The organism is Cupriavidus sp. SZY C1, assembly GCF_032190535.1.
Lineage (GTDB): Bacteria > Pseudomonadota > Gammaproteobacteria > Burkholderiales > Burkholderiaceae > Cupriavidus > Cupriavidus pauculus_C.
In genome coordinates, this window is sequence record NZ_JAUANU010000005.1 from 31,967 (window position 1) to 45,704 (window position 13,738).

11 protein-coding genes are annotated in these 13,738 nt (G+C 69.1%); 4 read left to right on the plus strand and 7 right to left on the minus strand.

Features of this window, described 5'->3' with window-relative positions; translation table 11 throughout:
- Positions 1–107: 107 nt before the first annotated feature.
- From QTN24_RS09970 to QTN24_RS09985, 4 genes are all read right to left on the minus strand, one after another.
- Positions 108–1,481, minus strand: a complete 1,374-nt coding sequence (locus QTN24_RS09970) for an MFS transporter (RefSeq protein WP_124686797.1) — start codon at positions 1,479–1,481, stop codon at positions 108–110.
- Positions 1,482–1,786: 305 nt separating this feature from the next.
- Positions 1,787–2,212: a short-chain fatty acid transporter gene (locus QTN24_RS09975; protein ID WP_313836732.1), complete on the minus strand. Its 426-nt coding sequence runs from the start codon at positions 2,210–2,212 to the stop codon at positions 1,787–1,789.
- A 101-nt stretch (positions 2,213–2,313) separates the two neighbouring features.
- A complete protein-coding gene (locus QTN24_RS09980; RefSeq protein ID WP_124686648.1) occupies positions 2,314–2,841 on the minus strand; it encodes a winged helix-turn-helix transcriptional regulator in 528 nt (175 codons plus the stop codon).
- Positions 2,842–3,033: 192 nt separating this feature from the next.
- Complete coding sequence (locus QTN24_RS09985) at positions 3,034–4,191, minus strand: porin (protein WP_313836735.1); 1,158 nt, start codon at positions 4,189–4,191, stop codon at positions 3,034–3,036.
- Between the two features lie 283 nt (positions 4,192–4,474).
- Between QTN24_RS09985 and QTN24_RS09990 the strand changes: the two genes are divergently transcribed.
- Positions 4,475–5,248, plus strand: coding sequence for a TetR/AcrR family transcriptional regulator (locus QTN24_RS09990; RefSeq protein WP_313836737.1), 774 nt, complete (start codon positions 4,475–4,477; stop codon positions 5,246–5,248).
- A gap of 50 nt (positions 5,249–5,298) precedes the next feature.
- Here the strand turns inward: QTN24_RS09990 and uvrA are convergent, their stop codons facing one another.
- Positions 5,299–11,181 (minus strand): excinuclease ABC subunit UvrA, encoded by a 5,883-nt coding sequence (gene uvrA / locus QTN24_RS09995; RefSeq protein ID WP_313836739.1) that lies wholly within the window; start codon positions 11,179–11,181, stop codon positions 5,299–5,301.
- Between the two features lie 243 nt (positions 11,182–11,424).
- On the opposite strand from uvrA, the gene QTN24_RS10000 reads away from it, so the two are divergent.
- Positions 11,425–11,685 (plus strand): type II toxin-antitoxin system RelE family toxin, encoded by a 261-nt coding sequence (locus tag QTN24_RS10000; protein WP_124686652.1) that lies wholly within the window; start codon positions 11,425–11,427, stop codon positions 11,683–11,685.
- Positions 11,682–12,095, plus strand: a complete 414-nt coding sequence (locus tag QTN24_RS10005; RefSeq protein ID WP_124686653.1) for a helix-turn-helix domain-containing protein — start codon at positions 11,682–11,684, stop codon at positions 12,093–12,095. Before QTN24_RS10000 ends, QTN24_RS10005 begins: the two co-directional genes overlap by 4 nt.
- On the opposite strand, the gene msrA is transcribed toward QTN24_RS10005, so the two are convergent.
- Entirely contained in the window at positions 12,058–12,564 is a 507-nt protein-coding gene (gene msrA / locus QTN24_RS10010; RefSeq protein ID WP_124686654.1) for a peptide-methionine (S)-S-oxide reductase MsrA, read from the minus strand. The genes QTN24_RS10005 and msrA overlap by 38 nt on opposite strands.
- A 68-nt stretch (positions 12,565–12,632) precedes the next feature.
- Between msrA and QTN24_RS10015 the strand changes: the two genes are divergently transcribed.
- The gene (locus tag QTN24_RS10015) at positions 12,633–13,232 is read left to right on the plus strand and encodes a uracil-DNA glycosylase family protein (RefSeq protein ID WP_313836741.1); all 600 of its coding nucleotides are present in this window, start codon (positions 12,633–12,635) and stop codon (positions 13,230–13,232) included.
- Positions 13,233–13,242: 10 nt separating this feature from the next.
- Here the strand turns inward: QTN24_RS10015 and QTN24_RS10020 are convergent, their stop codons facing one another.
- Positions 13,243–13,713 carry an Lrp/AsnC family transcriptional regulator gene (locus tag QTN24_RS10020; RefSeq protein WP_124686656.1) on the minus strand — a complete coding sequence of 157 codons (471 nt, stop codon included), beginning with the start codon at positions 13,711–13,713 and terminating at the stop codon, positions 13,243–13,245.
- Positions 13,714–13,738 lie beyond the last annotated feature (25 nt).

A 13,738-nucleotide genomic window follows, 5' to 3' on the forward strand; every position in this document is an offset into this window, starting at 1 on the left:
TTCATACCGATGCGCCAGCCCATGAAAAATGGCGCCCGGGCCACGGGCGCCATGCACAATCTACAAGGTCTGCGCGCAGGTCTTGCCCCTGCCGTCCGCCTTGATCGTCAGGATGACTTGCCGGCGCCCTGCATCGCCGCGCTGTCCGCGCTCTGCGGCGTGACCAGCCGCAGCCAGCTTGCGACGGCCGCCGCGGCGGCGAACCCGGCGCCCAGGCCGAGCGCCAGCGTCGGGCCATGCGCGCCGGCAATGCCGAACGACAGCGCCACCAGTGCCGCGCCAGTCGCCTGTCCCAGCAGCCGCGCCGTGGCCACCACGCCGCTTGCGCCGCCGGCCCGCTCGCGCGGCGCGCTGGCCATCAGCGCCTTGAGGTTCGGCGACTGGAAGAAGCCAAAGCCGGCGCCGCAGATCGCCATCCGGATGCCGATGTTCAGCACGCTGGCGTCGGCCGGCATCATCGCCAGCGACGCCATGCCGGCCGCCATGATCGCCAGCCCGATGCCGCCCAGCAGCCCCGGCGGATAGCGGTCCGACAGCCGCCCGGCAATCGGCGCCATCAGCGCCACCACGGCCGACCACGGCGTGAGCAGGAAGCCGGTTTCCACCGGGTTGCGGCCCAGCACGTGTTCGAAATAGAACGGCAGCGACACGAACGCCAGCCCCTGGGCCGCGAACGAGCAGACGGCGGTGGCCGTGGACAGCGCGAACATCGGCCGCTTGAGCAGGTCCACCGGCAGCATCGGCGCCGGATGGCCGCGCTCGCGGCGCAGCAGCAGGCCAAAGGCAATCACGAACACGGCGGCCGCCGCCACCACGTATTGCACCGGCTCGCGCTGCACGCCCTCGCCCAGCGCGAAGATCAGCGCGGCGAACGTGATGGCGTTGAGCACGGCCGCCACGGGGTCAAAGCGGTGCTGGCTGCGCTTGGTCTCCGGCAGCGACGGCCACGCCATGAACAGCGCCAGCAGCCCGATCGGCAGGTTGACGGCGAACAGCCACGGCCACGAGCCAAATGACAGGATGACCGACGCCACGGTCGGCCCGACCGCGAACGACACGCCCACGATGAGCGCGTTGAGGCCCACGCCGCGCCCCAGCCGGTGGATCGGAAAGATCGCGCTGATCAGCGCCGTGTTGACGCTCATGACGGCCGCCGCGCCAATACCCTGCAGCAGCCGCGCGGCCGCCAGCGTCGGCAGCGACCACGCCATCGCGCAGATCACAGACGAGACGATGAACACGATGACGCCGCCGATGTAGATGCGCCGGTGGCCGACCACGCCGCCCAGCGCCGCGAACGGCAGCAGCGTGGCCACCATCGCGAGCTGGTAGGCGTTGATGATCCAGACCGACGCCGCCGGCGTGCTGTTCAGGTCGGCCGCGATGTTCGGCAGCGCGGTGTTGGCGATGGCCGTGTCCAGCGTGGCCAGCGACACGGCAATCATGATCGCGGCCATCGCGCGCTTCTCGCGCGGGGTCATCGGGGAGTCGGCGGGTGGCACGGCGGCTTGGGCAGGCTGGCTGGCGGGGCTGGTCACGATATCGATCCGGGGGCGGCTGGTACGACGGACGGCGGCGTGAATGACGCAGCAATCATTGCGCAGTCAAGCATCGCCAGATCGAGACGATACGCCAAAACGCCAAGGCTTGCTCGGGCGCAAATCGGGACGGGGGGATCGGTCGGACGGAACCGGCGGGGCCGGGCGGGATCGACCATGCAACATGGCCGGCGTTCCGTCGGGAACGCCGGCCAATATCGTGGAACCGAAAAGAAACGAATGCCCGGCTAGTGCGGGCCGTAGCGCATCTGGACGTCGTCCACGCGCTGCGTGCGGACGTTGTAGAGGCAGGTGTAGCGGAAGCCCATTGCTTCCTCGCTGGCATCGGGTTCGAAGGTACCCTCGCCGCTCACGGCTGTCTGGTTGACGGTCTGCTGGGTGATGCGTTCGCGGTCCGGCATCATCATGACGCTGCCCGGCTGCGGGTAGCGCATCTTGACCGCGTCGGCCACGCGCTTTTCGCAGGCGTTGCCGGCAGCTTCCAGCTGCGCGCGGCTGAAGCCGCCCTGGGACGGCGTGGTGATCGTCGCGGGCGCCGTCGGCTGGGTACGCGGCGGCTGCGGTGGCGGCATCGGGGTGCTGGCACAGCCGGCCAGCCAGGCGGCCGTCAGCAAGGCTGCGGCGGTGAAAAAGGGGGTCGGGAAGCGAGGCATCAGGTCTATCCGGAGTCGGCGGGAAACCGTCGGAGGACGGGCTGCAGGTCCTTGGACTCTATGCCAGAAATGCTTTTGGAGCAACCTGGCAGCCGCCCGGCTCAGGCCGCCGGTACCTTGGCCGCCGCCGGACTGGCCATGTGCGAAGCCGCCGACGAGAGCCGGTCGCGCGTGCGATCGTCGGCCGCCGGGCCGGCGCGCATGACGTGGCGCTTGCCCATCTGCAGCGGTTCGCCGGTGGCCGCATCCACCAGCAGCGGCTCCACCACCTTGCCGGTCTCGCGGTCGACGATCTGCACGCTGGCACCCTCGGGCGCGAAATTGCGGTTGCCCCAGGCCAGCAGCGCCAGCAGCACGGGCCGGAAGTCGCGCCCGCAGTCGGTCAGCACGTATTCATAGCGCGGCGGGCGTTCCGAGTACTGGCGCTTTTCCAGCAGGCCCTCCTCGACCAGCCCGTTGAGCCGCCGCGTCAGCATGTTCGGCGCGATGTCGAGATTGCGCTGGAATTCGTCGAAGCGCTTCGTGCCGTAGAACGCATCGCGCAGGATCAGAATGCTCCACCACTCGCCCACGCGCTCCAGGCTGCGGGCGATGGGGCATTGCAGGTTGCGGAATGTCTTGCGTTGCATGGTGTTCGGACCTTTTTTGCGCCTGTGCGATGCCGATGATACGCATCTTTCGTCGCCAGCCCGCCAAAGCACCTGCCCGTCGTGATGAAAAAAGGCGCCGCACCCGATGGGCTGCGGCGCCGCAATGCCTGCGCGTCGTGGAGTTCGCGCCGGCCCCTCGCCTGGCGTTGGCGGCCCGGGCGCCGGGCCCGGTCAGAAGATGTGGCGCATGCCCAGCGAAATGCCAAGCTGGCCGCTGGCATCGGGCGTCTTGTAGTAGACCTGCGACGTCGACGGCAGGTAGCCGACCGACTGGCCGTTGGGCAGGTACGAGATGTTGTCCCAGTTCAGCGACGCATTGCGCGCGTAGTTGACCGCGAAGAACACGTCGGTGCGCTTGGACAGGCTGTAGTCGGCCAGCGCCAGGTACTGCTGCGGGTTCTTCGGATTGGTCGACACGCCGTTGATGCGCGCCGCCTTGATGTCGTCGTAGTAGTAGGCCAGGGTCAGGCGCAGCGCCGCCGACGCGTCCCAGCTCACGCCGGCCCAGTACATGTCGTCGCGATGGGGCAGCAGCGTGGGCGTGCCCGTGGCCGGCGCCACCGAATTGCCCCAGCGATAACCCGCCACCATCTTGACCGGCCCCAGCCGGTAGCTGCCGCCCACCATGGCGCGCATGTCGCGGCCGTGGTCGTTCGACCCCGACGTGCCGGCCGCCTGCGCCGTGTTCAGCGTCTTGACCTCGTCATAGGCCGCCGCCAGCCCCAGCGGCCCGGCGTTGTACTGCAGGCCCACGCCGTAGGCCGAGCCGGCCGCGAACGTGCCCGAGCGCTCGCCGAACGACCAGTGGGCCATCGCCGTGACCGGGCCGAACGTGCCCTGGTACTGGACCATGTTGTTCTCGCGGAAGTTCGGGCCGGCGATGCCCACCACCGGCTCGAATTCCGGCGCGTACGCCACCGGCGTGAAGCTGCCCATCGTCAGGAACGCGGACGTGTACTGGCGCCCGAACGTCAGCTTGCCCCACGGGTTCTGCACGCCCACGAACGCCTGGCGGCCGAACAGCAGCCCGCCGTTGCCCAGCCGGCCGTCGTCGGCGTTGAACTGGTTTTCCAGCACGAACAGGCTCTTCAGGCCGCCGCCCAGGTCTTCCACGCCGCGCAGGCCGAAACGCGACTGCGCGATGCCCGACGAGTTCATGAACACGGCGGAGCCGCTGCCCGGCGCCAGCACGCCATTGCTGGTGTTCTGGACGTGGTTGACGTACTGGATGCTGGTGGTCACGACGCCATAGAGCGTCACGGACGATTGGGCCCAGGCGGCTGGCGCCAGCAGCGCGCCGACGACAGCGGCGAACAGCGTCTTCTTCATTGTTTGTGGTTCCGAGAGGGAGTGGCTGATGGCGCCAGTGGTCTCCTCCGTCCGGCGCCCGACGCACGGCCGTTGCCGGCCGCATTCCGCCGGATTAATCCCTTGTATTAATCCGACATGGACGCAGGCTAATGGCATCCGACGGTTCAGATAGCTAGGGCTTTCCCGAAGCGGGTATGAAATTGAAGGAATTACGATGCGGATCAGATGTCGGACATCCGCTTTTTCCGTATCCTTGCGAAGCTTTCATTTCGATAACGACAAGCCTCCACGCAAAGCCCCCATGAAGCTCAAGCAAGCGCGCGCCCTGATCGCCGACGAGCCCCGCACCCCGGCCGCCCCCCGGCCGCGCCGCGCGGCGCCAGCCGAGACGGCCTCGACCGACGACGCCACGGCGCCCGACAGCCGCGACGGGCTGACCGACACCGCGCGGCGCATCCTGGAGATTGCCGAGCGGCTGTTTGCGGAGCAAGGGGTGGAGCAGGTGCCGCTACGGCAGATCGTGGTGGAAAGCGGCCAGCGCAACCGGTCCGCCCTGCACTATCACTTTGGCTCGCGCGAGGCGCTGGTCAGCCACCTGCTGAACCGGCGGCTGCACCAGGTCAACGAGATCCGCCACCGCTACCTCGACGCGCTGGAAGGCCGCGGGCAGCCCATCGACATCCACGGCGTGGTGCAAGCCACCATCCGCCCGCTGGTCGACGTGGTCCTGCACACGGACTGGGGCACCCACTACCTGCAGGTGCTGGCGCAGACCACGTTCAGCCCCGGCCTGCTCAACAAGGGCCTGGTCGACAAGACGGCCATGAGCGCGCTGTACCGCGTGCGCGAGCACGTGTACGGCCTGCTGCCGGACGTGCCGCGGCCCGTCATGAAGCTGCGGCTGATCTGGTTCATGGACACGGTGGTCTATTCGCTCGCCCACTGGGTGCGCGAGCGCGGCAAGCGCGTGCGCAGCGATCCGCCGGTGGAGGAACTGGTCGACTTCTGCGCGGCGGCGCTGGCCGGGCCACGGCCGCCGCCATCGCCACCGGGCCGGCCGGCGCGGACGCGCTAGCCGCCCACGCCCACCCGCACTCGTCCCGCCCGCCCGGCGACCGCTGCCGGTCAGCCCGCCGCGCGCGCCGCGTCCGGTGCGTCCGGCGCCGTGCGTGCCAGCACCGGCACCAGCGCGGCCCCGGTGTGGCTGGCCTTGATGCGCGCCAGCGCCTCCGGATCGGCCGATCCGACGATGGTGCCGCCCTGCGCGCCGCCTTCCGGCCCCAGGTCGATGATCCAGTCGGCCTCGGCAATCACGTCAAGGTCGTGCTCGATCACCACCACGCTGTGGCCGCCATCGGTCAGCCGGTGCAGCACGCGGATCAGCCGCGCCACGTCGGCCATGTGCAGGCCCACGGTGGGCTCGTCCAGCACGTAGAGCGTGTGCGGCGCCTTCTGGCCGCGCCGCGTGATGTCGTCGCGCACCTTCGACAGCTCGGTGACCAGCTTGATCCGCTGCGCCTCGCCGCCGGACAGCGTTGGCGACGGCTGGCCCAGCGTCAGGTAGCCCAGCCCCACGTCCTTCATCAGCTGCAGCGGATGCGCGATCTGCGTGATGGCGGCGAAGAACGCCACGGCCTCGTCGATCTCCATCGTCAGCACGTCGCCAATGTTCTTGCCGCGCCACGTCACCGCCAGCGTCTCCGGGTTGAAGCGCTGGCCATGGCAGACGTCGCACGGCACCTTCACATCGGGCAGGAAGCTCATGCCGATGGTGCGCACGCCCTGGCCCTCGCAGGCCGGGCAGCGCCCCTCGCTGGTATTGAACGAGAACCGCGACGCGCTGTAGCCGCGCGCCTTGGCCTCCAGCGTCTCCGCGAACAGCTTGCGGATCGCGTCCCAGACGCCGATATAGGTGGCCGGGCACGAGCGCGGCGTCTTGCCGATCGGCGTCTGGTCCACTTCGAGCACGCGGTCGATCGATTCCCAGCCGCTGATGGCCTCGCAGCCATGCCAGGCATGGGCCACGCTGAGCTGCCGGGTCGCCGTCGGCTTGCCGGCCTTTTCAGCCGCCGCGCGGGCGCGGCGCGTGGCCGGCGACGACATCACCGAGCGGCCCACCGCATCCAGCAGGTTGGTCATCAGCACGTCGCGCGCCAGCGTGGACTTGCCCGACCCCGACACGCCGGTGATGGCCACCAGGCGTCCAAGCGGAATGCGGGCCGTCACGTCGCGCAGGTTGTGCAGGTGCGCGCCGTGCACGGTCAGCCATTGCGCGGGCTCGGCTTCCTTGCCGGCCCGGGCAGGCCGTACCGGCCGGCGCGGCTGCAGCGGGTGGATCATCGGCCGGGCCAGGAAGCGGCCGGTCGTGGAATCGGGCGCCGCCGCCAGCGCGGCCACGCCACCCTGGGCCACCAGGTTGCCGCCGCGCTTGCCCGCGCCGGGGCCGATGTCGATGATGTGGTCGGCGCGCCGGATCGTGTCCTCGTCATGCTCCACCACCACCAGCGTGTTGCCCTTGTCGCCCAGCTTGCGCAGGGCGTCGAGCAGGATCTGGTTGTCGCGCGGATGCAGGCCGATGGTCGGCTCGTCCAGCACGTAGCAGACACCCTGCAGGTTGCTGCCAAGCTGCGCGGCCAGCCGGATCCGCTGCGCCTCGCCGCCGGACAGGCTCGGCGCGGCACGGTCCAGGCTCAGGTAGCCCAGCCCCACCTCCTCCAGGAACTGCAGGCGGCTGGCGATCTCGGTCACCACGTCGCGGGCGATCTCGGCGTCGCGGCCGGTCAGCCGCAGGCCGTCGACCCAGCGCCGGGTGTCCGATACCGTCCACTGCGCCACGTCGGTAATCGCGTTGGTGTCGAAGGTCACGGCCCGCGCCGCGTCGTTCAGGCGCGTGCCGCCGCAATCCGGACATGGCGTATCGGCCACGCCTTCGGGCTCCTGCTCCTCCGACGGCAGCGTCTGCTCGCGGCCGCGGTCGTCGCCACCCATCACGGTGTCGTCGTAGGCCGCGCGCTGCTCGCCGGTCAGCGCCAGCCCGGTGCCCACGCAGGTGCCGCACCAGCCGTGCTTGCTGTTGTACGAGAACATGCGCGGATCGAGTTCCGGATAGCTCGTGCCGCAGACCGGACAGGCGCGCTTGGTCGAGAACACCACCGTCTCGCACTCGTGCGTGGTGCCGCACTGCATCGCGTCGCTCAGGCCGTCCAGCGGGGCCAGCAGGTGCATCACGCCCTTGCCGGCTTCCAGCGTCTGGTCCAGCAGCGCGCGCAGCGTCGCCTCGTTATCTGGCGAAACGACGATGTCGCCGACCGGCAGCTCGATCGTGTGCTCGCGGAAGCGGTCCAGCCGCGGCCACGGGTCCACGGGCAGGAATTCACCGTCGACGCGCAGGTGCGTATTGCCGCGCGCCTTGGCCCACTTGGCCAGGTCGGTATAGACGCCCTTGCGGTTGACCACCAGCGGCGCCAGCAGGCCCACGTGCTGGCCGCGATAGTTGCGCAGCAGTTGCGCGGCAATCGACGCGGGGCTCTGCGACGTCACTGGCGCGCCGTCGTGCACGCAATGCTGGATGCCCAGCTTGACGTAGAGCAGGCGCAGGAAGTGCCAGACCTCGGACGTCGTCGCCACGGTACTCTTGCGCCCGCCGCGCGACAGCCGCTGCTCGATGGCCACGGTCGGGGGGATGCCATAGACCGCGTCCACCTCCGGGCGGCCCGCCGGCTGCACGATCGACCGTGCATAGGCGTTCAGCGATTCCAGGTAGCGCCGCTGACCTTCGTGGAACAGGATGTCGAACGCCAGCGTCGACTTGCCCGACCCGGACACGCCGGTGATGACGTTGAACTTGCCATGCGGGATATCGACGTTCAGCGCCTTGAGGTTGTGCTCATGAGCGTTGACGATGCGCACCACGCCCTCGCCTTCCACGGCGCGGCGCGCCCGGGCGGCCTGCACCGCCGCCTGCAGCGGCAGGCCGTGGCGGGCCTGTTCCTCGCGCTCCGCCGCCAGCGTGCCGGCCTCGCCGAGCGCCTGGTCGTAGGCCACCAGCGCGTGCCCGGTATGCGAGTCCGGGCAGCCCTTGACCGTCTCGGGCGTGCCCACGCACAGCACCTGCCCACCGGCGTCGCCGCCTTCCGGGCCCAGGTCGATGATCCAGTCCGACGCGCGGATCACGTCCAGGTTGTGCTCGATCACGATCAGCGAGTGGCCGCCGTCCAGCAGCTTGCCGAACGCCCGCATCAGCTTGGCGATATCGTCGAAATGCAGGCCGGTGGTCGGTTCGTCGAACATGAACAGCCGCTTCGGCAGCACCACGGCCTTGCGGTTCTTTGCCGGCTGGGCGGCGGCCGTCTCGGCCAGGAAGCCGGCCAGCTTCAGGCGCTGGGCCTCGCCGCCCGACAGCGTCGGCACGGGCTGGCCCAGCTTCACGTATTCCAGGCCCACGTCGGCAATCGGCGCCAGCACGCGCAGCACGGCGCCGTCGCCCTCGAACAGCGCCGTGGCCTCGCTGACGGTCAGCTCCAGCACGTCGGCCACGCTCAGCAGGCGCGGCGCCTGTCCGCGCGCGGCACGCTCGATCTTGACCTCCAGCACTTCGGCGCGATAGCGGGTGCCGTCGCAGTCCGGGCAACGCAGGTAGACGTCGGACAGGAACTGCATCTCCACGTGCTCGAAGCCCGAGCCGCCGCAGGTGGGGCATCGGCCATCGCCCGAGTTGAAGCTGAACGTGCCGGCCGTGTAGCCGCGCTGCAGCGCCAGCGGCGCCTTGGCGAACAGCTTGCGGATCTCGTCGAACGCGCCCACGTAGCTGGCCGGGTTGGACCGTGCGGTCTTGCCGATCGGCGACTGGTCGACGAACACGACGTCATCGACCAGCTCTGCCCCGGCCAGGTCGCGGAACGCGCCCGGCGACTCGGTGGCCTTGCCGAAATGGCGCGCCATCGCCGGGTAGAGCACGTCCTGCAGCAGCGTGGACTTGCCCGAGCCCGACACGCCCGTCACGCAGACCAGCCGGTTCAGCGGAATCTCGACCGTCACGTCCTTGAGGTTGTGCTCCGTCGCGCCTTCCAGCCGCAGGCGCGGGGTGCCGTCGTCCACGGGGCGCAGCTGCCAGTCCGTGGCGTCGGTCACGCGCCGGCGGCCACCCAGGTAGTCGCCGGTCAGCGTCGGCTCGCCGCGGATGGTCTCGGGCGTGCCGTCGAAGATGATCGACCCGCCGCGCTCGCCGGGGCCGGGGCCCATGTCGATCAGGCGGTCGGCGGCCAGCATGACCGACGGGTCGTGCTCCACCACCACAAGCGTGTTGCCCGCGTCGCGCAGCCGGTGCATCGCCTCGACAATGCGGTTCAGGTCGCGCGGATGCAGGCCGATGCTGGGCTCGTCGAGCACGAACAGCGTGTTGACCAGCGACGTGCCCAGCGCGGTCGTCAGGTTGATCCGCTGCACCTCGCCGCCGGACAGCGTGCGGCTCTGGCGGTCCAGCGTCAGGTAGCCCAGGCCCACGTCGCACAGGTACTTGAGCCGCGTGCGCACTTCGGCCAGCAGCAGCTTGAGCGCGTCGTCCAGCAGCGCAGTGGGCAGCGTCAGGTCGTCGAAGAAGCGCCGGATACGCGCGATCGGCATCAGCATCAGGTCGTGCACGGTCAGGCCCGGCAACGATTCGAGCTGGCTGCGGTCCCAGTCCACGCCACGCGGCAGGAAGCGGCCGGCCGGCGCCAGCACGGCGTCGGCGTTGTCCCGGCTGCCCAGGCGCCACAGTAGCGCCTCGGTCTTGAGCCGGGCGCCGCCGCAGGTCTCGCACGGCGTGTAGCTGCGGTACTTCGACAGCAGCACGCGGATGTGCATCTTGTACGCCTTCGACTCCAGGTAGTTGAAGAAGCGCATCACGCCGTACCACTGCTTGTTCCACTGGCCCGTCCAGTCCGGCGATCCGTGGATGACCCAGTGCTGCTCGGCCTCGGTAAGCTGGTTCCACGGCAGGTCGCGCGGGATGCCGGCCTTGGCGGCGTAGCGCATCAGGTCGTCCTGGCACTCCTTCCAGGCCGGCGTCTGCATCGGCTTGATCGCGCCGTCGCGCAGCGACTTGCGGCCGTCCGGGATCACCAGGCCCAGGTCCACACCGATGACGCGCCCGAAGCCGCGGCACGTTTCGCAGGCGCCATAGGCCGAGTTGAACGAGAACAGCGCCGGCTGCGGATCGGCGTAGCGGATGTCGCTCTCGGGGCTGTGCAGGCCCGTGGAGAACTTCCAGACCGGGCCCTCGCCGTCATCGGTCACCACGTTCACGCTGACCCGCCCGCCGCCGCGCTTCAGCGACGCCTCGATGGCCTCCACGGCGCGGGCTTTTTCGACATTGCCGATGCGGAAGCGGTCTGCCACCACGTCCAGCACCTTGCGCCGGCCCGTGGGCGATTCCACGATCCGCTGGCCGTGCACGCGGGTATAGCCGCTGACCGACAGCCACTGCGCCACCTCGTCCTCGGTGGCCGACTCCGGCAGTTCCACCGGAAACGTAACCACCAGCCGCGCATCGGCAAACGGCTGCCCGGCCGCGGTGCGGGCCTGCAGCTCGGCGTAGATGGTCTCGGGGGAATCGTGGCGCACCGGCAGCGCGCTCTGCTTGTCGAACAGCTCGGCCGCGCGGGCGTAGAGCAGCTTCAGGTGATCGTTCAGCTCCGTCATCGTGCCGACCGTGGAGCGCGAGCTGCGCACCGGGTTGGTCTGGTCGATGGCGATGGCGGGGGGCACGCCGTCCACCTTGTCCACCTGCGGACGGTCCATGCGGTCCAGGAACTGGCGCGCATAGGCGCTGAAGGTCTCGACGTAGCGACGCTGGCCTTCGGCGTACAGGGTGTCGAACACGAGGCTCGACTTGCCCGACCCGGACGGCCCCGTCACGACGGTCATCTGCCCCGTGTGCAGGTCCAGATCAATGTTCTTGAGATTGTGCTGACGGGCGCCGCGGATGCGAATGGTGCCGGAATCTGACAATTTCTTGCCTCGAATCAATAGGTTGGAAGCGAAACCTGAAGTGTTGCATGCACTTGGGTGCGCAGGGCTCCGGAGGCGGAGGTGCCGTAACTATACTGTATAAACGTACAGCCTTCCTGACAGCCAGCAGACAATTCTGATTCTGGCGCCGAGGGATGGACGCGCCGCCGAACCGTCCGCTACATTGCCCTCGACCGTCAAGCCGCCCCCCGGATACAGCAAACTTTGTTTGCAATGAATTAGCTTTATGCTAACCTCGGGATGCAGCACACGATCGACTTCACCAGACAGGCTACACAGCAGTTGTTGGCGATGCCACGAAACATTGCCGCCAACATCCGCGCCAAGATCGACTTGCTGGCGGCCAATCCGTACGCGCCGAACCAGAACGTCAGGAAACTTGCCGGCCGGGATGCCTTCCGGCTCCGCGTGGGCGACTGGCGCGTCGTGTACAGGATCGAGGCCGGGCAACTGGTGATCGTGGTGCTGACCGTCAAATCCCGTGGGAGTGCCTATTCATGAACGCCATCCAATTCATCGAGCGTGACGGCCAACGCGAGTACGCGATCGTGCCGATCGACATCTGGGAGCGGGTCCGCGAACTCGTCGAGGATGCCGAAGACGTGCTGCTTCACGACGCCGCCGTGGCGGCCGACGACGGCTTTCGCGTGCCGTCCGCCGTGGTGGACGCGCTGCTGGCCGGCGACCATCCGGTCAAGGCGTGGCGCATGCACCGCCGCCTGACCCAGGACGCGCTGGCCACGGCCGCCGGCCTCAGCAAGCCCTACCTGAGCCAGATCGAAACCCGCAAGCGCGACGGCAGCGTGGACGTGCTGCGGGCCCTGGCCACGGCGCTCGGGGTGCCGCTCGACGCGCTGGTCGAGCGCCCGGCGGCTAGCCCTGCTGCGGCAGCTTCCAGCCCGGCCGGATGAAGTGGCAGGTATAGCCGTTGGGAATCCGCTCCAGATAGTCCTGATGCTCGGGCTCCGCTTCCCAGAACGGGCCGGCCGGCACGATCTCCGTGACGACCTTGCCGGGCCAGAGGCCCGACGCGTTCACGTCGGCCACGGTCTGCTCGGCCACGCGCTTCTGGGCGTCGTCGCGGTAGAAGATGGCCGATCGGTAGCTGGTGCCGACGTCGTTGCCCTGCCGGTTCCGCGTGGTCGGATCGTGGATCTGGAAGAAGAATTCGAGGATCTGGCGGTAGCTGATCTGGCCGGGATCGAACACGATCTCGATCCCCTCCGCATGGGTGCCGTGGTTGCGGTACGTGGCATTGGGCACGTCGCCGCCGGTATAGCCCACGCGCGTGGTCAGCACGCCGGGGTAGCGGCGCAGCAGGTCCTGCATGCCCCAGAAGCAGCCGCCGGCCAGGATCGCGGTTTCGGTTTGTGTCGTCATGGTCGTGTTCCATCGCAATGCATCGAGCCTCGTAATATACGCACACGCCACGGAATCCGCTTGCCACGATGAAGTCCCCCCACCGCGCCAAAGGTGTCATCGCGTCCCTGCGGCGCGAGATTGCCGATTGCACCCACTGCGCCGCCGATCTGGCCGCCGGGCCGCGCCCGGTGCTGCAGTTCAGCGCCACTGCCCGCATCCTTGTCATCGGCCAGGCGCCGGGATCGCGCGTGCATGCCAGCGGCGTGCCGTTCGACGATCCCAGCGGCGACCGCCTGCGCGACTGGATGGGCATCGACAAGGACACGTTCTACGACGCGTCGCGCGTCGCCATCATGCCGATGGGGTTCTGCTATCCGGGCAAGGGCAGGAGCGGCGACCTGCCGCCCCGCAAGGAGTGCGCGCCGCGCTGGCATGCGCGCGTGCTGGAATGCCTGCCCGCTGACCGTCTGACGCTGCTGGTCGGCAGCTACGCGCAGGCCGCCTATCTGCCGACGCCGGCCGGGACGTCGATGACAGCCCAGGTGGAGGACTTCCGGCGCCACGGGCCGGCCGTATTTCCGCTGCCCCACCCGTCGTGGCGGGTCGTGATGTGGATGCGTCAGCACCCGTGGTTCGAAGCCGAGCTGTTGCCCGCGTTGCGGGCGGCGGTGCAGGCGCGGCTGTAGGCCGGCCCGGTCAGCCCAGCGGCAGCGCCGTGCTGTACAGCACCTGCTTGAGCGCGAAGCTGGAGCGGATGTTGGCCACGCCGGGAATGCGCGTGATGTGGTCGATGATCAGCCGTTCCAGCGCTTCCACGTCCGGCACCACCACGCGCAGCAGGTAGTCGGCGTCGCCCGACATCAGGTAGCACTCCATCACCTGCGGCAGCGCCCCGATCTTGCGCTCGAACGTGTCCAGCGTCTCGCGCCGCTGCTTGTCCAGCGACACCGAGATAAAGACCACCACCTTGAGACCCAGCCGCCGCGCGTCCAGCAACGTTACCCGCCGCGAAATCACGCCGATCTTCTCCAGCCGCTTGACGCGCGCCAGGCACGGCGACGGGGACAGGTTGATGCGGCTGGCCAGCTCGACGTTGGTCAGGCTGCCGTCACGCTGCAGTTCGCCCAGGATCCGGATATCCGTGGCGTCGAGGTCGATATCCAGCATGATTGGCTTGTGGGAAGGGAGGTGG